The organism is Citrobacter amalonaticus Y19 (assembly GCF_000981805.1).
Lineage (GTDB): Bacteria > Pseudomonadota > Gammaproteobacteria > Enterobacterales > Enterobacteriaceae > Citrobacter_A > Citrobacter_A amalonaticus_C.
Genome location: NZ_CP011132.1, coordinates 3,618,464 through 3,645,434, shown reverse-complemented (window position 1 = coordinate 3,645,434; position 26,971 = coordinate 3,618,464). Strand labels below are relative to the sequence as shown.

Here is a 26,971-nt window from a genome sequence, read left to right as displayed (position 1 = left end):
CTTAAAAGAAATCATCCTGAAATGCCAGATCGATAATCACAGGGTACTTCTGGTAACCCGTTTCCGTTTGCGCATCTTCCAGTATCAGCCAGTATTCATTACGACGATTGAAATTCGCGCCAATCAGCTTCAGCGTAACGTCACGCACGCGTTTTTCCATTGTGTTGTTATCGCTGTCAAAGCAGATTCGCTCTTTACCGGATACCACATTATTGGCGTTGTCGACGATGAAGATGTTCAGAGTACGCGGTTCGTATAACTCACCTACCGGATGGGTTTGCAGCAGGCTGACTTTATCAATGTTATTGACGAGTTTGATCAGCGGATGGTAATTCACGATATCTACCGGACGACGCTGAGGTTGCTTCTCGGCAGCGGTTTTCTGCAGCGCTTTCACCTGCAATACGGGAACGCAGACTTCCTGCAACATGGCACCACCGTGCACAAACCGCGCGCCGCCCGAGAAATGGAAACGCTGGATCCCTTTCGGGATCAGGAACTCGCTGTTATCGCTGACGCTTGCGGTATCCGCCACTTTTCCTTTCCAGCAAAAATCATCGGCAGGAAGCTGATGGCCGATAATAAAGCGTTTGTGGTTTTTAATCGTATTGTCTGGCTTGATCTGCAGCGTGGTTTTATCCTGACCGGAAAGGGGCTGTTGCTGGAACAGGAAACCGTGGTCCGCTGTGACGATAATGCGTGTACCGTGGAGACGGTTTATCACACGGGTCACTAAATCCTTCAGTTCAACCACCGCGTTGCGACACGCTTCGAAGGTCTTCTCCTCCGTCGATGCACTGTCGCCCATGGCATCAATGGTGTTATGCCAGATATAAATGACTTCATAATCGCGAATAAGATCCCGTCCTTCCTGATTTTTCCATTTCAGAAGATCGTCCGATTTTACTGCCATCCCTTTATATTTCTTGAGAATGGTATCGCGATTAGGCGTACCTGAAGTAGACAACCCGTCCGCATAGACGATGTCGCCATTACCTGCCTGGTAGCACATCTCGTCATGAGGCAATAATGCCGCCATTCCCAGCTGGGTATAGCTGGGTAACACCCCTAACTGGGAACGCAGTTCGGCAGTAAAGCGTTTTTCGGTATTGATCTGGTTGCCCAGCTCTTCTGCCACTTCATAACGCAACGCATCGGAGATAATCACGAACACGCGCTTGATTTGTGGATTATTAAACTGCGGCTTAACCACCTCATTGTAGAAGTTCTGCTGTCGTGGAACGCCCGCAATACGCCACTCCTGCATACGGTTTTCGGCTTCCAGAACCTTATTCCAGCTCCGGCTTAATTCTGCCAGATACCAGTTGGAATACAGCGCTTCGATATAGTCATCCAGGCTTTTCAGGATCATTGCGCCTTTGCTGTGAACCAACAGCGCGTATTCGTTAAACAGGCGGTAGGCCTGGTCAAAGCGGAACAGCTCTTCGCAGTACGCTTTCCAGAACGTTGCGCTGTCCTGATAGTGGAAACCATCAATATGACGATTGCGCAGATTCAGCAGCCGTTCAGCCTGACGAAGCGCATCATAAATAGCGTAGTATTCCTGACGCGTCTGGCACCAGTATTTGCTCTGGCGTTCGGACAGAAGCTTTTTGAAGGCTTCACGGTCAAGCGTGGTGCTCTCTTCCAGAAGTTGCGTCACCAGCGCATGAATAACGGTTTGTTCAATGCTCAGCGTGGTTTCGCACTCGTGCAGATCATACGGCGAGCTGAGACGGTACTGGTCTTCTGGTCGCAGCGCATCCTGCATCTGTTGCGCACAATAATCATAGGCGTCTTTGTAGCGACGGTCGGCACGCCAGGTGACCATAAAGGCCAGCGCGGAGGCTCTGCCTGACGGCGTGGTCAGCACGTTCTTTTCCAGCCATTCGCGTTTTTGCGGATCAGCCTGCGCAGAGAGATCGGTACAGAACAGCTTGAGGATCAGGTTTTCCAGGGTCGGATGTTCGGCCTGATAGCCCATTTCCTGATTCAGAATGTCCCACAGCACGCCTTCCAGGTCGTGGCGTTTCAGCATTGCCAGCGTGTTTTCCAGGTCGCTGTCGTCATCTTTTTGCTGATTAACGTATTGGGTAATCAGGCTGAATAGAATCTCTTCCGTTTTTGCTGTTTTTACGCCAGCGATGACCGCAACCATCTTCTTATTAAGGGAGGCTTCGTTTTCCTGCTCAGTTACCAGGCCTTTTAGGGCAGCAAGACGCTTCGTGCTGAAAAATGCCTTCCTACGTTGGATATGCTCGCGTAGGCCAAGCTGAGGAATACCTAACGTATTCAACGTGATGGCGGCGAAATCGGCGTGGAACTCCGTACTGTAAAGACGAATATCCAGCAGCCAGTCGAACTCTTTTGGGGGCACATCGTGGGGAAACCACAGCAAAAACTGCTGTTCAGGCTCATCAATTTCAATGCGCTTTTTTACCGCCAGCTGCGACTGGTCGGTCATATCGAGCAGCGTGACGTTCTCCAGTTCGAGGTTGCCCAGCTCTTCGAGGAAACGCTTATCGGGATCGTGCCAGAAAACGATGCGATGTTCGGCGAATTTTGCTTTAAGGCCGGCAATAAATTCCTGATTTTGCAAGGTCACAATCCCATGTTGATTCGGTAAATTTTAAGATGTCTGAACGCCTGGAAACCCTGTTCCTCGTTCTGACACAAATCCGCATTTTATCATGAACTGGAGGTGACGGATGCCTGAATAAGGTCGGTTTCCCATATCGAGACCACCACCAGGCTAAAGCCCGGTGGTGTGGGAAGGTAAGTTATTTGATTAAATCACCTCAGGCGCATTGCCGGTAATGGCTTTCACATCTGCCAGCAGATCGCCAAACTTACCGTAGTTAACCTTAACGCCATCGTCGAGATCAATACTGATTCTCATATCAGCATAGTGGCGTAAGCGATCGTCGAAGCTGCGCAGTTCGTTGAATTTCTTGCTCAGATTGTCGCGATCGCGCTTCAGACGCGTCGCTTCTCCGCCGGAGGCACCATCGACCTGTTCATTCAGGCGATCGATATTAGCCTGATAGCGCGCCAGCAGTGGTACAACATATTCGGTACGCATTCTCGCCAGCGTCGCGTCGTTGTAGCGATGCAGATAAACCAGGCACTCAAACGCTTTCTCTTTGCCGGAGCTGAACAGCCAGTAGATTGGGCGCTTTTTATACATCTTCATATGATCTTTCCAGAACTGGATGGAAAGATAGCGACGGATGGTATCCAGCGCAGATTCACCTTTTTTCGGCTTGACCGCGTATAAACAGAGACTTTCGGCTATAAAATCGAGGTTTTCCTGCAAGTGTTCTTCGCCCCAAACGGTGCGGACAAACTCTTTGACGCGAGAGGTGACGTCATCGTCAAACCACTCGTCATCCATTAGCGGTAGGATGCCGTCATTATCCGCCGGGAAGGTTTTGTACGCGCCTTCAGCGACAAGTTCGGCAAAGCCTTTATTGCCTTCATGAGCGTAGACCAGGCCTTCGCGATCGAGAGAGTAGCGGCCTATCATGCAGCCGATGGTATAGGACAATAAATCCATAATTGTTTTTGAGATAAACAATAATTGTTCATTTTCAATTCTTGACAATTTATAGTGTAAATTCTTAAATAATGTTATGTTCTCTATAGTTACAGAGTTTTCAATTTCATTATTTAATCCATACAAACTGTTTATTTTTGTATTTAGTTGGTTTTCCAAATTGTGACAGAGACTTATTTCTACTATGTTTTTATTGTAGAGGTTGTCAATAGCTATTTTTAATGAATTATGCCTTTCTTCAGTAATTACACTCTTAGCAAAATCCCATGATAGCTCCTGCTCGTCCCAGTCTCTTTTGTGTAACGTAATAAGTTCATTGGCTAAACCGTCAATTTCGGGTTTGATATCATGTAATTTTTGATGAAATGGGACTTTGGCTATTTCACCGACATTAACTGCTATTGTAGGGTTGATTATCTTTATTATTGAATTTGCTAAATTGGAGTTTAATAAACTCAGAATAGTTGATTGCTCATCTGATTTACAAAAACCAGATGAGCCTCTACCATCAAAGAGAAATCCTTGTGGAAGCAATCTAAAAGCATTGTCACCTGAAGCAACATCAGACCAAGTAATCCCTTTTTTAAAAATATACTCTAAATTATAGTTGTGCGATCGGATTTTTCCATCGTCAGTCCCGAAATTTCTTATTTCTTTTCCGTCAGATTCCCAATTAACTACATACTCATGGTTGCCGTACCATTTTCGATAGCTACCGCCTTTAGCATAAGGGAACCATTTTTTTAATGACTTACTTGCTTCTTCTCTGTCTTTACAGTCAAATCCTATATTATTTATAGAGACCTCATGCCAATACCGTAAGAAATTATCATTGTTGGCTGTTGACATGCCTAAGCGAGTAGTAAGTTTTTCAGAAAGTGGGATTGAGTTTCTGAAAGTCTGTAATAATTCTTTGGTAACCCAGTAAGCAATAGGAGATCCAGGGATATTTTTAAAATCACTTTGTTTAATGTTTTTAAATTTATTTTTTTTGATATTAATTTTTCTCTTTTTTCTTGTTCATTGCCGTTAATTAATCTGAGATATATCGATTGATATGAATCGATATTATTGTTTTTAATTACCCAAGCAGTTGTCTGAACAACTTCTCCAGAAATCTGAGAAAATGCACGAGCACCTAGATGCGCCATCGTGATAAATGTTTTGTTATCCAATAACCAGCTACGTAAAGTTTCATAGCTTGATAAAAACATCCATGACTGCATATTTATTTGTGCATTAAACCCATTGTCTTTTAGAAAAGAAAAAGCACGTTGCATAAACATTGAAAAGAGATCTGATTTACTATCAGGGAAGTAAGTCTTAGCAAATGTTTTCAAATCACTATTCATTCCACCATTACCCATATACGGCGGATTCGCTACCACCGCATCATACCGCTGCGCCAGTATCCACGCCTGTTGAATATACGGAATAAACGCTTTCGCTGCGGCCTTCTGCTGGAAATCTCCTTCTTGTTCCAGGCAATATAGTGCATCGAGAAACGCCTTCAGTTCCGCTTCTTCCTCCTGCGGGACCTGAATCAGTGAGCCCAGCGTTTTGGCGTTTACAAAGCGTTTCAGCGTGCGCATCAGCAGCTGATATTCCGCGCTGTCGGTGTGAGTTAATGCGGTATTTTCGGCAAACATATCGCCCATGCTGCCGGTCTGGTTCTGCTGGTGGAAGTTCAGCTGTTGCCACAGCTTAGCAATATCCAGATGCAGGCTCTCCTGCAGGGAGACAATATTCAGGCGTACGTCGCGGGTGAATATCCGGCGGTCATCCTGTCTAGCCATCATTAATAATGCAAAACCGGAAAGCTGGGCGGCACGGTCGTCTATATCGAGACCAAAAATATTATTTTCCAGAATCAGTTGTGGAATATCGCGAGCGCGATAGCCACGCTCTTCATAGATATTTTTAAGTACATTGTAGGCTTCAATCAAAATATGCCCGGAGCCGCAGGCCGGGTCGAGCACCTTGATGCCTTCCGGTTCAATGCTGGCAGGCGTAATGACTGCCAGTTGTGCCTGTACTTCTGGCGTCTGTTCAGCTGGCTCAATGTAGTAGTCCATTTTGCCTTTCAGCGGGGAATCCGGGTAGGTCTGCAACCACTGGCGGCCGACGGAGTTCTGCACCAGATACTGTACAATCCAGTTTGGGGTGAACAGCTGGGTGGCGGCAGGAATATCTTCGCTCTTTACCACCTTGCCAATAACGGCATCTTTTTTCTCAGAAATATAGAACTGATACAACCAGCCGATAACCTCAACTTCTTGCCAATCTTCTTCCGGAATACCGTCTACCAGACCGCGCAGAATAGAGTCAGTACGGGTCAGGTTATCTGGCAGCAGCAGTTCAGCTTCATCATCGACTGCTTCAAACAGGAACGGCATCGCGCGGTGCAGGGCGTGGCACTGGGCTAGCAGTAGTTCACGGTATAGCGTTTCGTCCTGGTTACCAGAGAGCTTCATCTCGACCAGCTGTGTCTTTTTCTCCGGCAGCAGGGCTTCTGCCACTTCCGGCACATGGTCCAATACTTCAAAACCGGTCGGGTTATCCGGGTGCGAGAGCATACGGAAGCCGTGGTCAAGGTAACCCTGGATCTCCATATAGCGAATGGCACATAAGCGGTTGAACCAGGTGTAGGCACAGTGCTCAACCAGCACGTCAAAGCCCTGCTCGCGGGCGCGTTTGACCAGACGATCGCGGCGGGTGAGGGTGGACTTGGGGTAGTCGAACTGACCATAGCGCACGGTCTCGCCAACGATCCCGGCATCTGCAATCTGCAGATTGCCTTTTTTATCGGCGGAAATCCCCAGCGTGGTTAGCTTCTGGATCACCGCATCGCGGAACTGATTACGAGCCTGTGGAGCGTATTTTTTGATGTTATTAGTATTCATAGAAAATCCTGCAAAGGGCAGCAGAGCGCTGCCCTGAAATGGGGGTTACTGAAGACGAATCCGGTCACCTGCCTCAATGGCTGCCAGCAGGGCAGCACGAAGCGTATCAAGCGCTTTTTCAACCTGCTCAGCGGTTTCCAGCACTTCACCACCGGTGGCTTTGCGCATCTCGCTGGCGACATTCACCAGATACGTTTTTTTCGGTACCGGTTGGATAACGGGTTTTTCTGCCACAACATAGGTCTGTTGTGATTCTGCAGCGCGTGTAGCTTCATTCGCTGCTCGCAGCTGGGCTTCTTGCTTTTTACGCAGCTCGTCAATCCACTGGTTAATCTTCTTCTCGGCATCCGTTTGCAGCGCCTTCGTCTCTTGCTGTTCCGCCAGAATTTCCGGAATCGACTGGCTGACCTCAGCGCGCTTTCTGGCTTTTTGCATTGGCAGCAGAACGCTGTTTTGCAGCTCCGATGTGGCATGCGCTTCCTGCAAGCGTTGACGACTCTCTTCGATGCGGGCGTCAATACGTTGCAGGGCGTGCTGGCGGTGCTGTTCAACTAACTGCTGGTTAACGTTCTGAACCTGTTCAATCAGCGGCGTGATGCGATTCAGATGCTTGTAAGGCTCCGGCATCTGCCAGATGTTTTCCAGCTCACCTAACGCTTTTACCGCCGCAGCGTCTTTTTCCAGCGCGCTGCGGTTGGATTTAAAGCTTCCGTTCAGCGCAGCCCCCAGCTTTTGCCAGGTGGAGAACTGCTTGCGGTAGAAATCGACCAAATCTTCGCGATCTTCACTGAAATCCAGCAATTCGTTTGCCTGGGTGGTGACCTTCTCAATCAGAGCAAACTCTTCTTTTTCGCTAAGAATGGAATTCAGCAGACGCAGACCTGAGTCAATCTCATTTTTGCTTGGATTGTTTCCACCTTCCGCTTTCGCTCTGAAGACATTCAGCTCTTGCTTCCAGTCGTCGAAGACCTGACGGATATGTTCGACCAGTGCGGGTTCTTCACGTTCGCTAAACGGCTGTTGGGCAATATCCGCCATAAGTTGTGCGGCTTTGCGAATTTGTGATTCGTCGTGACGACGAATTTTGTGCAGACGCAGCTCGCTGTGGCGACGACTGTTATTGAACAGTTCCCACACCTGCTTACGCTCGATATTGTTATTCTGCTGGCTAAAGCTGAATTTGCCTTTACGTGCCAGGCGAGCAACCAACAGCTTCACTTCTTCTTCTGGCCATCCATAAGGTCGACGAGCAAAGTGGTTCAGGACATCGCGTAAATAGACCGGTTTATTGTACTCGATGTTCATACTGACCCAGGTTTCCACTTCCCGCATCGCCTCAGGATTAGATTCCTCCAGCTCGCCTAGATCCAGCTCTGTATCATTCTCTACTGTAAGCAGCGCATGGATTTCACGTGCGATATCGCCGTTGAACGGCTTCAGCATTTTTAGCTTGGCAAACGTGTTTTCAATCACATAGCGGCAGGCTTCATCCACGATGCTGGACGGCGTCGAAGATTTCTTCGGTAAACGCTCGCCAATCGCCCAGACGTCTGCTTCGGCAATAAGCGACTCTAGCTGGACGCGCAGCATTTTTTCGCGAACGCTGTTCTCGCGGGCTTTTTCTGAAAGCAGGCTGGCCTGTTCCGGGCGTTGTCCGGCGTTGTCCTTGAGGAATTTTTCGGTCTGAACGACTAAATCAATGTCGGTCCAGGTGCGCCCCTCCTCTGGGAGGCGAATCAAAATACAGCCATCACCTTCCGAAGTATAAGGACGGCAGGCGGCATCGCTGTTATAGAACGTATAGGTCGGATCTTTGGGGGTAAGAATTTTTACCACCAGATCGTTAAGCATTGCGCCGTCTAACGGGTGTCCGTTCAGGAAGCGGCTGATGTCGAAGTCCTGCTTATTTGCCGGATAGCGATATTTGCGGTTTTTCAGAATGTCATCAAAGATGATCGAAGCCAGTTTTTTGTTGATCGCAGAGAAGTCGACTTCAACATTGCGGATCTCGTTCTCGATCTCTTTTTCTTCGTTGGTCAGGAACACGTACTTGTCTTCGACACGTGCAATCAACATTTCCCGTTCCAGCTTGTTCAGGCTTGTTTCAACGCGACGGCGCAGATCGACTTTATCAGCATCGATTTTATCAATGGAAAGGGTGACCAGATTATCGAGTGTACTTTTCAGCACATCGACATAGCGGATCAGAAACAGCGTTTTCAATAAGTTGCCATCGAACTCATCAAGAATGCCATTCTGACAGGCCTGAGTGATGGTGCGGCTGACGGCCGGTTCGAGGAAGCTCTCAATCGCGGCATAAAAACGCCAGAAGGGAACCAGAGAATCCAGTCCTTGTGGAGCGATTTGCTGCGCCGCAGTCTGGAAGGCTTCTAACTGTGAGCGCTCACCCATAGCTAACTGTTTACCGGCGGCACCTTTGGTACGGATAGATTCAAAAACCTTCTGCAGAATCTGGTAATGCCAAGGGATAAACGGATAGTTATCAATAAACTCTTCTTCACTGGTGTAGGGGCGCAAAGAAGCTGTTGTTGTGGGATCAAAGGCAAGCTGGTTACGTAGAATGTCGGCTTTTTCCTGCCAGACTTTAGCCAGCGCGGGTTTTGCAGCATCGGTTTTCACCAACAGACGTTTTTGGATAACTTCGGAAGTGTTGGAGCTGGAAAGCTGTAGACGGGTAGAGAAACGGCCCTGGATTTTAGAAAAATCTTGTCCGTCGCGGCTGCTCATGCCGCCAATAGCCGCATTGATATCTGCCTGGGAGGTAACAATAACCCATGCGCGTCCACCGCAGATCACACCCAGGTTTTCAGTGATAGTCTGTAGCTTCAACATCATCTGCGTATTTTTACCGATGAACTGGCCGACCTCATCCACCATGAAGAGGATGTTTTTGCCGTTTTCATCCAGCCACTCCTTGACCCACTGGCAAAAATTATTGATATCTAATGGGAAGTTCTTATCCAGCTGTTCCACCCATTGACGCGAGGCGTCAATGCTTTGGCCGGTGGCCTGGCTTAGGGCTTCTGCCATTTCATCGCTGATGAAATAGTAGGAATCGCGCTCTTTTTCCCAGCTTGAACCAGTGATAGTGGAGAATGCGGTCTTAAATGCGTCGTATTGGCCGCGTTTAGCCAGCTCGCGCTCCAGATGGGCGATGTGCGGAAAATCAGCGCAGTAGCCAACCCGTTCGTTAAACACCTTCAGGAAGACTTTAAGGATGGCGTCTTCTTTGTCATCGACGTTAGCACGAGAATCAATATTGAACAGAATCACTTCCGTCGGATGATGGACCGCTTTGTTGATATCAGCGAGGAACAGAGCATCTTTGATTTTGTCTTCAAAGAAGGAGTATGCATTACGTTCTGTACCGTTATGGCTGACTTTGCGGTTAGACAATAGATACGACAGAATCTTGATAAAGTGTGATTTACCTGAGCCAAAGAACCCTGAAACCCATACGCCAATTTTGTTTTCCATGCGTATGCGCTCCGGGCCGGTTGCCGGAACATAAGATTCAAAGAAATGGCGAAGATGTCCTTCCAGTTCCCGGGTGATGACGTATTCATCAAGCTCAATCCAGGCACTGGCATCGTCCGTCTGTTCGGCTTTCACAACGCCATTAATATTTCGGTCCAGACGTTTCTCAAAGATCTGTTCAATATTCATTGCTGTGCTCTTTAACGAGGATTCAATGTCGCCGCAGGCCCGCTTTCGGGTACCAGCCTGAAGGCGCGATAATAATTTCGGGAATCAATGCCCGCCAATGGGGAGAGATCGTGTCCGCTATAGGTTCCTGGATAAAACATCAACAGAGGGGTAAAACCCATCACGTCCTGCAAGGCGCTCATCAGCTCATGGCCACGAACCAGCGGCCAGGCATTACCCATGCCTGTCAGGATGACAAATTCTTGATTCTGAAGATCGACTTTTTTTGCTATGTAATCCGCGATCTTTTTCTGATTCAATAAGCCAACGAGTTGTTTCTTCAGTGATTCTGTACCTATTTTAACTTCCTGCTGACAGACGCGCTCTAATAGGCCACGTTCAGTGAGCATGTCGATAATGATCTGGAAGATATTGAGATGCACGAACTTGTGGTCTTTTTCCAGATTACGCAACAGATACTTCAGGTGTTCACGTACCTGTAGCTCATTCTGAGCAGGATAATCAAAAATCCAGAACCCAATCTCATTACCTGAGCCGTTGTTTTTGAGAAAGCGCTCTTCGCTAATGCGGCTCTGAACCTGTGACAGGCGGTATTCAAGCACGGGATCGATCACCGTTGCCCCTCCAGAATAGAAACCAATTCTTGTTGCCCGAGGCGCTGCAAGGTTGCCTGGGTTTCTGGTAAAAGAAAGACTGACTGTAGATTGCGTCGGCGCGGCGTATCCAGATAACCCGCTTCAGCCAGCGCTTTGACCAGGTTGTTACCCATTTTTTTGATGGATGAATCTGAGTAACTGGTGAGTACGGGCTGCTGGCGAAGATGGCTGGTTACAAACTCATCCCAGCTATCCATAGGGAGCTTTTCTTTAAACTGTCTACGCAGGTCGTTTACCACTTCAGCCAGGAAGTCTTTAACAACCGGTGAATGGAGTACCAAGGCTACAAACAGCAATTGCTGACGCTCGCGTTCACTCCCATCCGCAATAAGTGACCACGCCGCTTTATCAAGCGTATTCAGGCGTAGTTTTATCGTTGTGGCATAGCGCTTCGCCGTATTGGCAGAGGAAGCTTGGAGAATGTTATGACCCACGATCTGCTCTTGCCAGGTTTGTTCATTGGGAGCGGTAAGCATGAGCTCAGCGATGATTCGACTTTCCCTGCTCATCAGCGGCCCGCCTAGCAGGTCTCCAATCCATGCCTTGTCGTTTTTCATCGTCATATCTACCCTCTGAAGACTGCTATGCAGCTCGTAAAAAAACAAACGATGATTGTAATGGGGGAAGGGGCCGGATGCCATGAGAAAAGGCAATTTGTGAGGGGGTAAGGCTCGAAAGAAGAGGACTTATATCTCATTGTCATAGTTGTTTTTGTTAATAGGCTCTGTGGACTGACTGACCCCACATCCGTAGACAGTTTCTGTCCACACGGCGAGGTCTTTTCGAATGGCACCGGGCTGACGCCACCGATGTGACCTGTTGTGATGAACACGGTTGTTCAATCTACTTTTTTTACAACCGCTTACGCCCACAAACGCTACGACTTTGCCGTGGCACACTGGTCTACCGCACCACTATCATATGGTAACCCACGAAAAATGGTGTGTTTAGCTGTAAATGTAGAGGTCTATATCGATCTCTGCTCCTATGCTACTAATAAAATTCAAGCTATCTGAGGAAAAGTGCATTGCTGGCTTCTCACCATTTTCTATTTTCACTATAAATGAGAAAACAAAGTTAACATCCAGTGAAGATTTAATGTCACAAAGTAGTTTTACTTTGTCCTCTAATAAATCAACAAGATAATAAAGTTGATCATTGAGATCTAATGAAACCTCCTCCTTAGTGCAAATTTTCCAACTAGTTTCAATACTTGGCCGTTTTTTTCCTTCAGGAATGACTCCCTTCACCTTGGTTTCAGTCGGAGAAATATCCAGGCGAATAGTAACATCCTCCGTATCGAATTTTTCTCCATAGATAGAAAAATACGCCATTACAGTTGTTCTATCCATTACATCCACCTATTTGATAAATTCGCTAGTTGCAACAGTGCATTCCCCCTCCAGACGTGAGTCTGGAGGGGGATTCTTCCTTCATGCGCGATCTCGCATGAATAACCAGAAAAATCTGCTCCCTGAGATTTATGGCTTTGACGATATGACCATTTGTGATGGACTACCCACCGCAGTGTAGTCCTCCACAAAGGTTAACTTGCCATCGTTCGCCGATACGCTAAAACGAGTAATATTGTCGCTACGTTGGTTCATCACATACAGCCAGCGGCCCTGTGCATCAAGCGTCAGGGTGCGCGGATAGTCGCCGCGCGTCCAGATATCCTGCTGATGTGTCAGTGCACCGTCAGCCGCCACAGTAAAGTGGCCAATGCTGTTGTGCAAACGGTTGGCAACATACAACTGTTTCCCGTCCTGGCTTAATACCAGACCAGCGGCAAAACTTGTGCCTTTATAGCCATCCGGTAATGCTGACACTGTTTTACCCTCCCGCAACGTACCAGTGGCAGTATTCAACTGATAGTAAGTTAGCGTGGAGGCCTCTTCGTTAATCAGCCACAGTCCATCGCCTTTAGGTGTAAATACAAAGTGACGTGGGCCGGCACCATCCGAAGAAGCAGACACAAACGGCGGGTTGTTTGGCGTGAGTTTGCCGCTTGTTGCGTCAAACCGGTATTGATAGATGCGATCCAGTCCCAGGTCGGTAGAATAAACATATTTCCCGCTGGGGTCTGCGGCAATCATATGAGCATGCGGACCGTTATGGTCGCTGATGGCAAAACTGCCTTCAACGGCGCCCTCTGGCCTTTCTGCGCCAGCCGGACCTTCATCCTGATATTTATCACTTGCTTCACCCAGACTACCATCCGCTTTAACCGGCAATACGGAAATCGAACCACTGACATAGTTCGCTACCAACAGGTGTTTCTCGTCTGGTGTCAGTGAAAGATAAACAGGTCCGGCACCGCCAGAAGCTGTCTGATTAAGCTCACTTAGTTCACCTTTGTCATTGATACGCCATACCTGTACGACGCCTTTCTCAACTTCACTGGCAGCATAAAGCGTCCTCCCGTCTGCGGAGATGGTAAGCTGTGCGGCATTAGGCAACGTACTGACCAGCGTTTTATCACTGAGTGCGCCAGTTTGTGGATCAACTGAAAAACGATATAGCCCTTCGCCATTAGGATTGTAGGTACCCACCCAGGCGAACTGTGTTTGCGCTGCGGCGGCAGTGGCGAGCAAAGAAAATGAAGCAACAAGCAGAGAACGTGCAGAAAGCATATAAACTCCTTGAGGTATCGACAGATCTTGTTTTTCTTTTCAGTCCACTCCTTAAAAGGGTGGGAAATGTGGGCATCACCGTCATCACATGGTATTGGCAAGTTGAACTTACTGGTTACCTGTGTCATTCATTACCATTTCGTTAATCACTTATATTGATCCGATAATGTTCGAAATTAAGAGTAATGCTGACAAACAAAAGTATGTAGACAATTGTTTTCCACTTCAAAGCGGAACGGATATGGACAAAGCTGATCAGTGTCTCATTTCAAGAGGATTGACCAACAGAAGATTCTGTTGCCGGTCGCTATGCCAGTACCAGCGTGAAGAACCAATGATTCGGCAGACTCTGGATACGTTTGTAAGTTCTTCAGCCAGATTAGGCAAACAGGCTTTGCGTTTGATGATGGGATTGGTAGTATAAAACATGAGAGTTCTCTCATTATTTAATATAAGGATTCGAACTCATCTCAAAACCGGTAAATCTGAACCTTTCAAGACTGTATGCCAGAACCGGTCTCGATTATGCATATAAGGGAATTATTTATGCGAAACCTAACTAAAACTCTATACATAGTACCATGCTCTTTACTTTTATCTGGTTGTGTCATTTCACTGTCGCCACTTTCTGACTATGCAGGAAATGACTCTGCGAAGATAAGAATTGCTAATAATGTTGACCCCTTGTCTTTGAAATTTTTCAAGAAAGTTGGAAATTGTCTTCAGGAAGTCGATTCTAAATCATTAGTGACCGGCGTTAATATTCTTGGTGTCAAATCCACAAAATCAAAAAAGGTTGAAGGCATTAAATCTTCACCAGAAGGCTCTCCATTAATAATGGTAGATGTTATGGAGTATAGCATACAATCAGAGCAATATCTTCAAATTGGATACCGCACCACGAGTCAGAGTACATATAGTCAGCAGGTTCACTCTTCATATCGTTCTTTTATCCCTAAAGCCGGTCATTCATATGAGGCTTATACTCTGACTGGTGGGTATTATATACAGCCGGTTATGATAATGGATATTACCGACGGAAAAAACACACCTGCGCCAGAATGGGATATAAGTGAATGTAATTACGAGGTTAGTATGATGGGGAAAAAGGTATATCAAAAATCATCTTCCGGGGAATAACGGAGAGGCATGAAGGAAATTAGCGCCAGTCATGCTGGCGCAGGTAATACAACTCCGCAGATAGGTAGATCGCCGGGATTAATTGTGGACCACATTTAACCGGATTCAGGATAATGGCATCAAAAGTTGATTACCCGAAAGAACAGAAAAAAGATAGCGAGCAAGAACACGGACGGTAACCGATATTGGTGGAGATGTTAAACTTAATCGAGCCTGTCCGTAATTCTGTGTAACTGCCCACTCGTTAAAGGTGATCGCTCAGGCGGTCACCGAACTCGATAATAAAACGACTCATTGCCAGCAGCCAGTTCTGGAACGGCATACTCCATTTTTTTGACGCGTCCTTGATTGCCAGATAAATAACCTTACGTACCGAGTCGCCGGTCGGGAACACTTTGCGTTTCTTAATCGCGGCACGGATTACACTGTTCAACGATTCGATAGCATTCGTGGTGTAGATAGCTTTTGCGGATATCCGGTGGATAGCCGAAGAACGTGTTGAGGTTTTCCCGGTGCACACGCCAGCTTTTGATGGTCCCGACCACCGGCATAAAATCTGCGCCCGTTGACAGGATATCTTTCAGTTCTTCCTGACACTGAGTGTACGTCTTCACCGAGCACGCTTCCGCGCTCATCCCGGCACAGTTTTCCTTCTTATAGCGCTCATTTTCTGCTTCAACGCGTTCTTTCGTGACTTGCCGAGGTGTCTTACTCTGCGATGCGGCTTCGGTTAAGTCACTGAGCGAGTTATTTTCGGCTGCGTTCTTACCCGTCTGTGCACCGGTCCCTGCTGATTCTGTGCTGTTACCCGCCAGTCCACTTGCAATCCCAGAGGCTATCCAGTTAGTTTTTGTCTTCTGTCGCGGTGGATGCAATCACTGCACCATCTAACTGGGTATGATTTCCCACGGTGACATCAAAGCCGCCTTTCCCGGCATAGATACCGCTCTGCTCCTGTACAGAGTCATAATCGCTTTTTATTTTGTCCTGACCTCTTTGATCGCCTGTCCCTGCGTGCCGGAAAACGTCAGCACAATCGGCACCAACTCGTCAATGCGAGATCGCCGCAACTGACCTGCTCCCCGTTGATTAGTACACCCCGATGTTAGTAATGTCTTCATAAGCCACATGAGGACATCCCCATGAAGAAGCGTTTTTCCGACGAACAGATCATCAGTATTCTCCGCGAAGCCGAAGCTGGGGTACCCGCCCGTGAACTCTGCCGCAAGCATGCCATTTCCGATGCCACGTTTTACATCTGGCGTAAGAAGTATGGCGGTATGGAGGTGCCTGAAGTTAAGCGCCTGAAGTCGCTTGAGGAAGAGAACGCCAGACTCAAGAAGCTGCTTGCCGAAGCCATGCTGGATAAAGAGGCGCTTCAGGTGGCTCTTGGGCGAAAGTACTGACGACAGACCAGAAGCGGGAAGCCGTGATGTTGATGTGTGATGCGACCGGTCTGTCGCAACGTCGTGCCTGCAGGCTTACAGGTTTATCCCTGTCGACCTGCCGCTATGAGGCTCACCGTCCGGCTGCTGATGCGCATTTATCAGGGCGCATCACTGAGCTGGCACTGGAGCGCAGGCGTTTTGGCTACCGTCGTATTTGGCAGTTGCTGCGCCGTGAAGGGCTTCATGTTAATCATAAGCGCGTGTACCGGCTTTATCACCTCAGTGGCCTGGGCGTAAAACGCAGAAGACGTCGTAAAGGGCTGGCAACAGAACGTCTGCCGCTGCTCCGTCCGGCGGCGCCCAATCTGACCTGGTCGATGGATTTCGTCATGGACGCACTTTCCACCGGTCGCAGGATCAAGTGTCTTACCTGCGTCGATGATTTCACAAAGGAATGCCTGACGGTCACTGTTGCCTTTGGGATTTCAGGCGTTCAGGTCACGCGTATTCTGGACAGCATTGCACTGTTTCGAGGCTATCCGGCGACGATAAGAACTGACCAGGGGCCGGAGTTCACTTGCCGTGCACTGGATCAATGGGCCTTTGAGCATGGTGTTGAGTTGCGCTTAATCCAGCCGGGCAAGCCAACGCAGAACGGATTTATTGAGAGCTTTAACGGACGATTTCGCGATGAATGTTTGAATGAGCACTGGTTCAGCGATATCGTTCATGCCAGGAAAATTATTAATGACTGGCGGCAGGATTATAACGAATGCCGCCCGCACTCCACGCTGAATTATCAGACACCGTCTGAATTTGCAGCGGGCTGGAGAAAGGGTCATTCTGAGAATGAAGATTCCGACGTTACTAACTGAGTGTTGTATCTAATCGTGGGGGCAGGTCACAACGTTACAGTTTCCCGCGAGCTTACACAGAGTCCATGAAGAGTCGAGTTTATGATGCGGGTAATTAGAAAAAGCTGAAAGCACAAGCCAGAAGAGAGGTTTAGTCAGTACTTTTGTTCATGTATCCTGAGGGGATGATACAAATTAAAGCCATCACCGCGTACGAGAGAGCGTCGCATGCAAAATTATTGTATTTAAGGGTAAACAGAAGATCGACAAATGTGTAAATAATGGCGAGATTATAGGGGGTGGATATGCCTATATCTCTGAATCTTTTAGCGCAAAGGTTGATGGAGATAAAAGAAAAAATGACGACGAAAGCCATTGTGAATATGAAGTAATTGAAGTTGAACTCGACGTTAAATAATTCCGGAAGAAAGGGCAGAGAGAATACAATCACGAGAATAACCAAGTTATAAATAAAATACCGCATTCTCGCAATTTTAGCTGTCCCATTTATGATGAAAAAATCCCTTAAAATCAATCTCATCCTTTTCTTCCTCTGTGTCCTTTGTTCCCCGTATGGTGTCATAATTTACGCTGCGTAATGCAGGATGGCTACGATACGCAGCGATAGCGCTAAGTTTTAGTTAAAATCCCCCAGAAGCGGGATACGGGTATCTCTGGGTGGTTCAGGTTTTAACGTCGCGGCTTTAATCTGACAGACGCTGGTGGCGATGATGCCAAGCAGTGACTCTTCCGGATAAGGCTCCCACTGACCAATTGGCGCACGCTTCGCAATAACATCTCCCTTCGCCCAGTATTGAGAAAGGTAGATACGTTCAAACTGTGCGCGCTGTTTCGTCTCACAGTTCACGACATTGATGACTGACGAGCTGGCAATATAAACCGGCGGGTTAGATTGCATTTGGCGTGGGCCGATGTAGTTATTGATCAGATAAAAACGGCGCAATTGCGTATTACCCTGGTAACTGGAAACGGTACGCATGTCGGCATACGTGCCGCCGGTATCATCTTCCAGCAATTTCACCAGCCCGGCGGGCTGAGGTGTAAATTGAGGCGCCTGAGATTTGTTCTGGCTGGTGCAACCTGCCAGCAATGCCAGCGTCACGCAAAAGAGGAGACGCTTCATTTTGCCGCTCCTTGCAGATCCGGGCGCAGCGGTAGCAGATCGGCATCCGTGACGTTCCCCTGAACGGAGCAGAGCAAACGGGATTTACCGTTAAATGCATCCAGCAATACGAGTCGTTCTACACTGCCTTTCGCTGGCGCAATGCCACTGGCGGCCCCTGAGTTCACCTGCCAGTCACCGGTGCCAGACAGTTTAATCATCGGGTTTGTCATATAGACGTCATCATTTTTGTGCCAGTTAACTTGAGAAAGAGCCTGCATCACGGCTTCGGGCGACTCATCAAAAATCAGTCCCCAGAAATAATATTTCCCCATCTCTTCCAGGTCGCTTTTTTGTTGCCAGTAGCCCGAAATCGTCAACTGTCCAGCTTTAACCGGGTGGGCAAACCAGGTAGCTTCGCTACCGTCTTTTGAAGCATACCAGGCGTGCTGGGCTTTATCTGTCGTCATAGGTGCGGCTTGCTTGAAAGCTGCCCGTTGGTTGTACAGTTCAGAGAAGAAGCGACTGTCGCAGTGCATCAGGCTTCCGGGCAGCGACTCTGCTTGTGCGATCCCCATCGTGCTCACCAGAAGCACCAGGGGTAATAAAAGTTTCATAAAATTTCCCTTTAAGCAAAAATGACCTTTTCAACGACTATCTGTAGGCTGTTTTACAGAAGTCCGATGTTATTTATCGGCAGCAATCGCTATATTCTGACTGTATTTCTGCCACAAACCATAATCTCTGGTAAAAATGGCCAGACTGTTGCACTACCCATTGCAGTCACTACTGTCTGACATGATACAGGTGTACCCCCGCTATATACTTCTTTGATCGCTACCTGCTGTTCTTTTGTCCAGGAATCAACTGTTCCCGGCTTATTTACTTCCACCGCGACTAGAAGATGTACCAGGCCATTATTCTCAGCAACAACTCTCTCCTACGTGGATTGCAGAGATGAAGTTGATTTTTCACTTTACTTTCAGTATGTTATCTTCGTTTTTATCTGCCGTACTTCCGGTGCGACAACTTTTTGCCCCGACGTGCCTTTTTCGCCTCGAGCACACTACCGCCACGGTGAAGAACCCACCTACCTGATAAATTGCCTGCAGCTGTTCAACATAATGCAGAGGATTATGCACAGTTCAGGAGGATGAACCATGCTAATCAGCGTTATGTCTTGCGCCCTTCAGAAGCCTGCGATGGTGCAGGTTGACAGCCAAGAGACTCAGACGGCTAAGAAATTAACTGTCTGAGCCTCCTTTTTATAATCAAATAAATAATATTCACACAGATTCAATTTCTCAGTTATACCAACCCTAAAAATTCTGGTAATTCCTTGACATATTCTGATTGTTCCCCCTTATACTCATGCGATAAATCAATAAATATAGCGGTCAGATTCTCTTTGTCCTTATCATCCAGTAATTGAAGTTCTGCAGCCACCTGTTCCATCGCTTCTACAGCCAAATCAGGATCGAGCGAGTCTTCATTAGTAAACTCTAAAAAGATAGCCAGATCTGCAACAATCTTAGCCAATTTTATTTCGCTATTCTTTGACAGTTTTCACCTCTATATTCTTGATCCCTAACGCATCAAACATCTTTTGAGCACGATTAGCCTGAGCATAATCTTTAGCTTTTTTGCGTTGTAACTACCGATATTTTTCTATCAATCCCGGAAATGCGAATCCCGATCTATCAATGTGAGTTTGCCGTATGTTAGCAACAAGGTACATGTTTTTAACCACCATCGTTTGAATTTTAATTATTCACAATGTCATTTTTTTGGTAAAATGTTATTGAAGGACCATCATCTTGTGTAGATAAATAAACTTCAATTATAAATTGTCTGCATGGGAATAATTCTTTTAAAATCAATCCCCATGAAATCTTCATCATGTTACATATTTGCTCAAATATTACATTTGAGACATCGTTTCCAGTATGCAAAAAAACATCATACATAGTAATGTTGTTTAACATTTTTTCAACTTTCGGCATCTCTCCAGAGAAATATTTCTTCCATGCAAGAAAGTTTTCTTCCTGATATCTCTCTTTAATGAGAATGCTGTTTTCAACTTCAATAAAGCTAGGTATTAATAATTGACTGCAAATAAGAAAGTCCTCTGGGTGACAACATTCACTGATGTAATTAGCGATGCCAATGGAATCAACATCCAACCACTGAGATTTCCATTCCTCATATTTTTTTAAGTCATGTGGCGGTTCTATCAATGCTATTGTTTTCATGGCAATTCATCCGGCCTTATAGGTCTGGGGAGAGATTTGGATGGTGGGGACTGAACCCTGACCTGTCCATTTGGTAGTATATTTCTGCCATACTCTATAACATGCGGGGTATCTATATTCCACCATGAGCAGTCCCGGTTACATCGACCCTTTTAATGATCATTCCGTTTGCGTCATAAGTTGCATAACTTGTGATATTTCCTTTGTTATCTGCACGATAAACGGTTCCGTTAACTGGGCCATTTTCAATGCTGAATCTACCACTTACCTGGCTTGCTCTTTCTAAAGGTCCTCCTTTTAAGTTCGTAGCATTTCTTGGTATTAATTTCCCAATCCCACCGCCACCTACAAGTGGATCACCATTCTCATCAAGAACCTTCGGCCCTAATTGATTGATGTCAATAATTTTTATCGGCGGATTGAGCTTGTCACGTAAGGAATTATTCTCAACTTCCACCTTCGCTGAAGTCCACCCGCAATCGTCACCAGACTGCTCACCAGACGTTTTTCATCGGCGGTGAGTTGGCTGACATCCTTACCGTACAGTGCGCTCACCAGATGGTCCGTCATCGCCGATGCGCTGATGGCTCCAATGGCCCCTGCCTTCATACCGTCAGAGCCGCTGCCACAATACCGTTCAGGACTGCACGTACCTATGTTTTATTACTTAAATCCATTGCAATACTAAGTGTTAATCTTGATGATTTGTCTTTAACTTCTTTTTTATACTGGTTCAACGATTGTATATTTATTTTGCTAATTACACCATCGATTCTTGATAGTTCAAACTCAATAATATATTGATTATTAACGAGTAGTGTGTATATGTCCTCGCCCTGTTCGATCACTTGATTCAGGCAGTAAACACTATCAATCTGCGAAAATTGATGGGCTAGTAAATCATTTATTGCATCATTTTTTAAAATGATGCTTTCAAACTTTAGTAATCTCTCTCGAATCAAATTTTCTGTTCTGGAGTTTATTAATTTCATTTTATCCTTCCCGGAGTTGTTGTGATCAGATTACCTTTTTCATCTGTTAAGATGGTCATAGTATTCGTTGGTTTTCCACTAAATTTATCAATGCCAATGCTTTTATCTAAGGTGATAACTCGTTCGTAGCGTGGTCCATCAGCGCTTTCAATCACTCGACTAATTGGTACGCTCGAAACCTCCTTACTTTGTAGAATATTTTTGACCTCAGACTGACTGATCGTAAATTGACTTGCATTTTTATCTGAGAAATGGCGTTGAACAACGTGTTCCCAACCTTGCTTTGAGTTACCATTCTGAACATTGATACGGGACTGAACGATTGGATGTTCCAAGTCCGCTTTCTCTATTATTTTGGTAGCGCCATTGGAAATTTTATACCCACTATTTACGTTGACATTCGAAAGTTTCTTGCCCGGCAATATAATGCTCGCCAGCATTCCGCCAGTGGCTTCCAGCGCCGCCTGATTTCCGCCAGCCGCCTGTTTAACCATATCCGCAACCGCTGACCAGGTTTCACTTTGCATCAGAGCAGCTACATTATCTGCCATCGCTTGATTCTTCCCGGCCAGGTCACTCATGGCCTTAGTGCAGTAGCTGTCACCCACAGCACAGGAAGCCAGCGCCATAGCCGCATCAGCGGCGTAGTCCGCCGAGCCTAATGCAGCATCACCAGTATCTGCGAGGGCATTGATGATACCGTTCGCGATGGAAGAGGTTGTACCTTCACCCAGCTTGTCTCTTACCTGATTTTTCAGGGATTCAGCAGCCTGTTTTGCAGCTTCGCGAGCCCGATCACCACTCAGCGAGTTATTCTCAACTTCCACCTTCGCAGTGTTGGACGCAAGAACAGCCATCGACAGATCGCCGTCAGTGACCGCTGCTCCTGCAAGTCCACCCGCAATCGTCACCAGGCTGCTTACCAGACGTTTTTCATCGGCGGTGAGTTGGCTGACGTCCTTACCGTACAGTGCGCTCACCAGATGGTCCGTCATCGCTGAGGCCGTGATGGCCCCAATGGCTCCGGCCTTCATACCGTCAGAGCCGCTGCCACCACTCGCCTGCGTCAGTGCTGCCGCCACGATACCGTGCAGGACTGCACGGAGAGTCGGGTCATCCTGTTTACTGACCAGTTCGGCGAGCAGGGGAGCCGCACCGGCTGCCGCGCCTGCTTTCAGGTTGCCACCGAGCGCACCGGCCAGTAGTCCTGCCGCCGCGCTGCCCTTCGTCCAGAACTCACTCCCCGGACCGTAATCGGTACTCTGGTAACCCGGCTGCGTTTTCAGGAACGCTTCCCGCTCCTGTGCCGTTTCACCCTGCATTTTACCTTCCGCAGTCAGCCGGGCTTCCAGTGCGGCGTTGGATTCCTTCGCCTTCTGCTCCGCATACTTACCGTACACATCCAGCACAGAGGTCGCCAGCGCCGCACCTTCGCTCTGTACCGCCAGGTTATCCTTCACCTTCTGTACATCACCGTTTACATCCACACCATGGTGGGCGTTGTCGGTGTCACGACTCAGGTCAGCAATATCCTGCGTCTGGTTATCCTTGTCGCGGATGATGAGGGTGCCGTTACTGATGGCTGACGACGTGGTGCCGCTGCTGCTCTCTTCTGCATGACCGGTACCGATGGCCGGAGCCACGTTGCGGTTTTCACCACTTCCGCTGCCGCCCGCACTGCCCGAAATCGCCACGGTGTAGCTGTCACCGGAGGTTTTGCTCTCATTGTGAATATCGCTCCAGCCAAGCGTTCCCGTATCCAGTTTGTTTTTGTCGTCCGTTGCCGTGGACGCAATCACCGCGCCATCAAGCTGGGTGTGGTTTCCGACCGTGATATCAAAACCGCCTTTTCCGGCATAAATACCGCTCTGGTCAGTGACGCTCTTACCACTCTGGGTGATGTTTTCGCCCGAGGTGTTGACGTTACCGGAAGACGCGCCATAGCACAGCGGAGGAACGCACAGGCTCAGGCCCGCGCCGGATGAGGACTGTTTGCTGTCGTAAGAGGCGGTATCCTGGACGCTGCTGATGGTCAGGTCGCGCCCGGTGTTCACCACCACACGGTTGCCTGCAAGCTCTGCCCCTTTCAGGGTGGTGTCGCGTCCGCTGTTCACGGTCAGTTGCTCTTCGGCACGGATAACGCTGTTGCTGTTGCTCTGTGACTGGCTGTTTTCCTTATCCTTCTGCTGTGAGGCGCCCAGCTCAATACTGATACCGTTCTGTGAACCTGGCCGGTCATCTCGTAACGCGATATTTTTGCGTGGCAATGCGTAGCGCTGGCGGGATTTACCGACGGGATGCCGATTAAGATCCGGGTGATGCCGGACTGCATCGTTATCACCACCCAGAACACCCGCGAACTGTATGGCTGCGCCGAAGGCTTACCCAACTTTTCCCTGACCTGATTTTTCAGGGATTCAGCAGCCTGTTTTGCCGCTTCGCGGGCCCGATCACCACTCAGCGAGTTATTCTCAACAACAGCTCTCTCTGACGTGCATTGTGGTGGTGGAGACGATTTTTCCCTGTACTTTCCGTCAGTTACCGTCGTTTTTTCCTGCTGTACCTCCGGCGCGACAACTTTTTGCTCCGACTCGATTTTTTCGCCTGAACACGCTACCGCCCCGGTGAAGATCACCAGGCACAACAATCACATCACCAGAATCGAGCCAGAGCTTGCTGATATCTAGGGAACTAACTGAGTCGGGAAGGTCACTTCACGACCTTCGATGTAATCCCATATTATTTTATGTAACTCATTAAAAATTGAAGATTTATAAGGCATAAATTTCATTAAGAACGAATGCAATTTGTCGGAACTGACTACTTTAATCTCCCCAACTTTTTTCACTTCTGCAGAGAAGACCTCTTTATTGTTAATGCAGTTAAAATACAAAACAACAGTCCTATCCTCTTTAGAATATAAAATATTATCTATATATAACGAGCTATTGGTTGAAGACTGCATTTCCATTCCAGGTCCCCTTAAATTCTTTGTCTGTCATTTTATAACTGGTTCCTTTCCATGGATCATAGATAGATACATTTCCTTTACTATCTGTACCTTTCACAACAACCCAATGCCCAATTTTACTCCCCTGATCCCACATCATTGCACTCCATGAACCTGTTTGGTTCAGAGCATCATATGCTTCAAAACCAACAAATCCTCCACTCCAGCTACCTTCACTATTCTTGGTTAAATCTCTAGCTAGCTGTTCAGGGCTTTTCAGACCCGTTCCAATCTGAGTTTGATCAACAAAGATATTCCTGTCTTTCAGTAGCATTTCACCGCAAGCACCACCACAACCTGTTGGTGTTGCTTGTTTAACCACATCTGGGTCCGCGATTTCATCCAGTACATTCCAGTTTCCACCGGCTCCCGCCTTAGGTGTAACAGGTTTAACGGTTACTTTACCGGTTGTGCTCCCTCCTGGTAGAACCTTCGCTGGCATCAAAACGCCAGATATTATCCCGGCAATATTCTCCAGTGCATTCTGATCTCCACTGGCCGCCTTTATTAGTGTGAATTTAATCCCTTCCCAGGCATCACCATTCATGATGCCATTCAGCACGTTAGCCGCCGCTGCATCTTTTTTTGCAATGTCACTCTGTGCCTGACTACAGTAACTGTCTCCTGTTGCGCAGGTCGCCAGCGCCGCTATCACATCAAACGCTGTATCGCCGCCCAGCATCGCCAGATCACCAGTTTCAGCGGCTAAATTAACCAACCCATTTGCAAGCTGCGAAGCGATATTATCACCCAGCCTGTCCCTGACTGTTCTTTCCACCATTCAGCACTTTGTTTGACCGATTCTCTGGACTTATCTCCGGCAAGACTATTATTGGTGACTTCCACCTTCGCTGTGTTGGACGCCAGAGCAGCCATCGACAGATCGCCGTCAGTGACCGCTGCTCCTGCAAGTCCACCCGCAATCGTCACCAGACTGCTCACCAGACGTTTTTCATCGGCGGTGAGTTGGCTGACGTCCTTACCGTAAAGTGCGCTTACCAGATGGTCCGTCATCGCTGAGGCCGTGACAGCCCCAATGGCTCCGGCCTTCATACCGTCAGAGCCGCTGCCACCACTCGCCTGCGTCAGTGCTGCCGCCACGATACCGTGCAGAACTGCACGGAGAGTCGGGTCATCCTGTTTACTGACCAGTTCGGCGAGCAGGGGAGCCGCACCGGCTGCCGCACCGGCTTTCAGATTGCCACCGAGCGCACCGGCCAGCAGGCCCGCCGCCGCGCTGCCCTTCGTCCAGAACTCACTCCCCGGACCGTAATCGGTACTCTGGTAACCCGGCTGCGTTTTCAGGAAAGCTTCCCGCTCCTGTGCCGTTTCACCCTGCATTTTCCCTTCCGCAGTCAGCTTCGCTTCCAGCGCGGCGTTGGATTCCTTCGCCTTCTTCTCTGCATACTTGCCGTACACATCCAGCACAGAGGTTGCCAGCGCCGCACCTTCGCTCTGTACCGCCAGGTTATCCTTCACCTTCTGTACATCACCGTTTACATCCACTCCGTGGTGGGCGTTGTCGGTGTCACGACTCAGGTCAGCAATATCCTGCGTCTGGTTAGCCTTGTCGCGGATGATGAGGGTGCCGTTACTGATGGCCGACGACGTGGTGCCGCTGCTGCTCTCTTCTGCATGACCGGTACCGATGGCCGGAGCCACGTTGCGGTTTTCACCACTTCCGCTGCCGCCCGCACTGCCCGAAATCGCCACGGTGTGGCTGTCACCGGAGGTTTTGCTCTCGTTGTGAATATCGCTCCAGCCAAGCGTTCCCGTATCCAGTTTGTTTTTGTCGTCCGTTGCCGTGGACGCAATCACCGCGCCATCAAGCTGGGTGTGGTTTCCGACCGTGATATCAAAACCACCTTTTCCGGCATAGATACCGCTCTGGTCAGTGACGCTCTTACCACTCTGGGTGACGTTTTCGCCCGAGGTGTTGACGTTACCGGAAGACGCGCCATAGCACAGCGGAGGAACGCACAGGCTCAGGCCCGCGCCGGATGAGGACTGTTTGCTGTCGTAAGAGGCGGTATCCTGGACGCTGCTGATGGTCAGGTCGCGCCCGGTGTTCACCACCACACGGTTGCCTTCCAGCTCAGCCCCTTTCAGGGTGGTGTCGCGTCCGCTGTTCACGGTCAGTTGCTCTTCGGCACGGATAACGCTGTTGGTGTTGCTCTGTGACTGGCTGTTTTCTTTACCCTTCTGCTGTGAGGCCCCAGCTCAATACTGATACCGTTCTGTGAACCTGGCCGGTCATCTCGTAACGCGATATTTTTGCGTGGCGATGGGTAGCGCTGGCGGGATTTACCGACGGGATACCGATTAAGATCCGGGTGATGCCGGACTGCATCGTTATCACCACCCAGAACACCCGCGAACTGTATGGCTGCGCCGAAGGCTTACCCAACTTTTCCCTGACCTGATTTTTCAGGGATTCAGCAGCCTGTTTTGCCGCTTCGCGGGCCCGATCACCACTCAGCGAGTTATTCTCAACAACAGCTCTCTCTGACGCAGATTGTAGTGGGGCGATTTTTCCCTGTGCTTTCCTTCAGTTACGGCCGTTCTTGCCTGCAGCACTTCCGGCGTGACAACTTTTGGCCCCGACGCGCCTTTTTCGCCTGAACACGCTACCGCCCCGGCGAAGATCGGAGGGCTTGATTGACCAGTTCCCTGCACCGGGTTTACTCTGGCTGAGCTTAGGACTGACTCAGCACTCCACAACCTGACACAGTTGACCGCCAGTCCCTACAAGCCGGAGAAACGTCAGCACAATCGAT

Annotated in this window: 20 protein-coding genes and 5 pseudogenes; 4 read left to right on the top strand and 21 right to left on the bottom strand. The window is 48.3% G+C overall.

All coding sequences use genetic code 11. The annotated features are described in order from the left end of the window. Nucleotide 1 precedes the first annotated feature (1 nt). The 8 genes and pseudogenes from pglZ to F384_RS30460 all read right to left on the bottom strand — a co-directional run. Entirely contained in the window at nucleotides 2-2,599 is a 2,598-nt protein-coding gene (pglZ, locus tag F384_RS16685) for a BREX-1 system phosphatase PglZ type A (RefSeq protein WP_046487317.1), read from the bottom strand. A gap of 189 nt (nucleotides 2,600-2,788) precedes the next feature. After that, a pseudogene (gene pglX / locus F384_RS16680) lies at nucleotides 2,789-6,459 on the bottom strand (BREX-1 system adenine-specific DNA-methyltransferase PglX). A 45-nt stretch (nucleotides 6,460-6,504) separates the two neighbouring features. Then, entirely contained in the window at nucleotides 6,505-10,146 is a 3,642-nt protein-coding gene (brxC, locus tag F384_RS16675; protein ID WP_046487315.1) for a BREX system P-loop protein BrxC, read from the bottom strand. A gap of 11 nt (nucleotides 10,147-10,157) precedes the next feature. Further along, nucleotides 10,158-10,760: a DUF1788 domain-containing protein gene (locus F384_RS16670; protein WP_046487313.1), complete on the bottom strand. Its 603-nt coding sequence runs from the start codon at nucleotides 10,758-10,760 to the stop codon at nucleotides 10,158-10,160. Beyond that, nucleotides 10,757-11,359 carry a DUF1819 family protein gene (locus F384_RS16665; protein WP_080721708.1) on the bottom strand — a complete coding sequence of 201 codons (603 nt, stop codon included), beginning with the start codon at nucleotides 11,357-11,359 and terminating at the stop codon, nucleotides 10,757-10,759. Before F384_RS16665 ends, F384_RS16670 begins: the two co-directional genes overlap by 4 nt. 390 nt (nucleotides 11,360-11,749) lie before the next feature. Next, entirely contained in the window at nucleotides 11,750-12,154 is a 405-nt protein-coding gene (locus tag F384_RS16660; RefSeq protein ID WP_046487311.1) for a DUF4279 domain-containing protein, read from the bottom strand. 129 nt (nucleotides 12,155-12,283) lie between these two features. Beyond that, nucleotides 12,284-13,435 carry a lactonase family protein gene (locus F384_RS16655; protein WP_046487310.1) on the bottom strand — a complete coding sequence of 384 codons (1,152 nt, stop codon included), beginning with the start codon at nucleotides 13,433-13,435 and terminating at the stop codon, nucleotides 12,284-12,286. Between the two features lie 321 nt (nucleotides 13,436-13,756). Then, a pseudogene (locus F384_RS30460) lies at nucleotides 13,757-13,864 on the bottom strand (IS481 family transposase); the annotation flags it as partial. Between the two features lie 117 nt (nucleotides 13,865-13,981). On the opposite strand from F384_RS30460, the gene F384_RS16650 reads away from it, so the two are divergent. Then, a complete protein-coding gene (locus F384_RS16650) occupies nucleotides 13,982-14,575 on the top strand; it encodes a hypothetical protein (RefSeq protein ID WP_046487307.1) in 594 nt (197 codons plus the stop codon). Nucleotides 14,576-14,819: 244 nt separating this feature from the next. On the opposite strand, the pseudogene F384_RS29960 reads toward F384_RS16650, so the two are convergent. Together F384_RS29960 and F384_RS30455 are read right to left on the bottom strand one after the other, a co-directional pair. Next, nucleotides 14,820-15,081 (bottom strand): annotated as a pseudogene (locus F384_RS29960) (transposase); the annotation flags it as partial. 240 nt (nucleotides 15,082-15,321) lie between these two features. After that, a pseudogene (locus F384_RS30455) lies at nucleotides 15,322-15,450 on the bottom strand (VENN motif pre-toxin domain-containing protein); the annotation flags it as partial. 267 nt (nucleotides 15,451-15,717) lie between these two features. On the opposite strand from F384_RS30455, the gene F384_RS16630 reads away from it, so the two are divergent. Next, nucleotides 15,718-16,838 (top strand): IS3-like element ISSen4 family transposase gene (locus F384_RS16630; protein ID WP_096147877.1). Its coding sequence is split into 2 segments (ribosomal slippage): nucleotides 15,718-15,976 and nucleotides 15,976-16,838, totalling 1,122 coding nucleotides; the frame shifts between segments, so codons are not numbered across the junction. A 616-nt stretch (nucleotides 16,839-17,454) separates the two neighbouring features. On the opposite strand, the gene F384_RS16620 is transcribed toward F384_RS16630, so the two are convergent. The 8 genes from F384_RS16620 to F384_RS16590 all read right to left on the bottom strand — a co-directional run bounded on the left by F384_RS16620 (nucleotide 17,455) and on the right by F384_RS16590 (nucleotide 23,451). Next, entirely contained in the window at nucleotides 17,455-17,961 is a 507-nt protein-coding gene (locus tag F384_RS16620; RefSeq protein ID WP_226991604.1) for a surface-adhesin E family protein, read from the bottom strand. Continuing rightward, nucleotides 17,958-18,557 (bottom strand): hypothetical protein, encoded by a 600-nt coding sequence (locus F384_RS16615; protein ID WP_046487300.1) that lies wholly within the window; start codon nucleotides 18,555-18,557, stop codon nucleotides 17,958-17,960. Before F384_RS16615 ends, F384_RS16620 begins: the two co-directional genes overlap by 4 nt. 691 nt (nucleotides 18,558-19,248) lie before the next feature. Next, a complete protein-coding gene (locus F384_RS16610; RefSeq protein ID WP_226991603.1) occupies nucleotides 19,249-19,479 on the bottom strand; it encodes a hypothetical protein in 231 nt (76 codons plus the stop codon). Nucleotides 19,480-19,703: 224 nt separating this feature from the next. After that, the gene (locus F384_RS16605) at nucleotides 19,704-20,192 is read right to left on the bottom strand and encodes a hypothetical protein (RefSeq protein WP_046487295.1); all 489 of its coding nucleotides are present in this window, start codon (nucleotides 20,190-20,192) and stop codon (nucleotides 19,704-19,706) included. Between the two features lie 112 nt (nucleotides 20,193-20,304). After that, nucleotides 20,305-20,649 (bottom strand): polymorphic toxin type 24 domain-containing protein, encoded by a 345-nt coding sequence (locus F384_RS29095; protein WP_155404014.1) that lies wholly within the window; start codon nucleotides 20,647-20,649, stop codon nucleotides 20,305-20,307. Further along, entirely contained in the window at nucleotides 20,601-20,801 is a 201-nt protein-coding gene (locus F384_RS30445) for a VENN motif pre-toxin domain-containing protein (RefSeq protein WP_046487293.1), read from the bottom strand. The genes F384_RS29095 and F384_RS30445 overlap by 49 nt, the downstream gene beginning before the upstream one ends. A 44-nt stretch (nucleotides 20,802-20,845) precedes the next feature. Next, nucleotides 20,846-21,184, bottom strand: coding sequence for a hypothetical protein (locus tag F384_RS16595; protein WP_046487290.1), 339 nt, complete (start codon nucleotides 21,182-21,184; stop codon nucleotides 20,846-20,848). Then, nucleotides 21,181-23,451: a hemagglutinin repeat-containing protein gene (locus F384_RS16590; RefSeq protein WP_052746950.1), complete on the bottom strand. Its 2,271-nt coding sequence runs from the start codon at nucleotides 23,449-23,451 to the stop codon at nucleotides 21,181-21,183. The genes F384_RS16595 and F384_RS16590 overlap by 4 nt, the downstream gene beginning before the upstream one ends. On the opposite strand from F384_RS16590, the gene F384_RS30815 reads away from it, so the two are divergent. Then, nucleotides 23,437-23,589, top strand: coding sequence for a SymE family type I addiction module toxin (locus tag F384_RS30815; RefSeq protein ID WP_413541471.1), 153 nt, complete (start codon nucleotides 23,437-23,439; stop codon nucleotides 23,587-23,589). The genes F384_RS16590 and F384_RS30815 overlap by 15 nt on opposite strands. Nucleotides 23,590-24,129: 540 nt before the next feature. Here F384_RS30815 and F384_RS28285 read toward each other — a convergent pair. The 3 genes and pseudogenes from F384_RS28285 to F384_RS30805 form a co-directional block, all read right to left on the bottom strand. Next, complete coding sequence (locus F384_RS28285; protein ID WP_226991602.1) at nucleotides 24,130-24,912, bottom strand: cysteine peptidase family C39 domain-containing protein; 783 nt, start codon at nucleotides 24,910-24,912, stop codon at nucleotides 24,130-24,132. Next, nucleotides 24,900-26,012, bottom strand: a complete 1,113-nt coding sequence (locus F384_RS30810) for a VENN motif pre-toxin domain-containing protein (RefSeq protein WP_413541470.1) — start codon at nucleotides 26,010-26,012, stop codon at nucleotides 24,900-24,902. Before F384_RS30810 ends, F384_RS28285 begins: the two co-directional genes overlap by 13 nt. Nucleotides 26,013-26,255: 243 nt before the next feature. Beyond that, nucleotides 26,256-26,354, bottom strand: a pseudogene (locus F384_RS30805) (hemagglutinin repeat-containing protein); the annotation flags it as partial. 110 nt (nucleotides 26,355-26,464) lie between these two features. Between F384_RS30805 and F384_RS30800 the strand changes: the two are divergent. After that, entirely contained in the window at nucleotides 26,465-26,617 is a 153-nt protein-coding gene (locus tag F384_RS30800) for a SymE family type I addiction module toxin (protein ID WP_080950078.1), read from the top strand. Nucleotides 26,618-26,971: the final 354 nt, after the last annotated feature.

Coding starts and splice junctions, on each gene's coding strand:
- brxC (WP_046487315.1), bottom strand. CDS start 10,146: ATGAATATTGAACAGATCTTTGAGAAACGTCTGGACCGAAATATTAAT.
- F384_RS16665 (WP_080721708.1), bottom strand. CDS start 11,359: ATGAAAAACGACAAGGCATGGATTGGAGACCTGCTAGGCGGGCCGCTG.
- F384_RS16660 (WP_046487311.1), bottom strand. CDS start 12,154: ATGGATAGAACAACTGTAATGGCGTATTTTTCTATCTATGGAGAAAAA.
- F384_RS16655 (WP_046487310.1), bottom strand. CDS start 13,435: ATGCTTTCTGCACGTTCTCTGCTTGTTGCTTCATTTTCTTTGCTCGCC.
- F384_RS16650 (WP_046487307.1), top strand. CDS start 13,982: ATGCGAAACCTAACTAAAACTCTATACATAGTACCATGCTCTTTACTT.
- F384_RS16620 (WP_226991604.1), bottom strand. CDS start 17,961: ATGAAGCGTCTCCTCTTTTGCGTGACGCTGGCATTGCTGGCAGGTTGC.
- F384_RS16615 (WP_046487300.1), bottom strand. CDS start 18,557: ATGAAACTTTTATTACCCCTGGTGCTTCTGGTGAGCACGATGGGGATC.
- F384_RS16605 (WP_046487295.1), bottom strand. CDS start 20,192: ATGAAAACAATAGCATTGATAGAACCGCCACATGACTTAAAAAAATAT.
- F384_RS30445 (WP_046487293.1), bottom strand. CDS start 20,801: ATGAAGGCAGGGGCCATTGGAGCCATCAGCGCATCGGCGATGACGGAC.
- F384_RS16595 (WP_046487290.1), bottom strand. CDS start 21,184: ATGAAATTAATAAACTCCAGAACAGAAAATTTGATTCGAGAGAGATTA.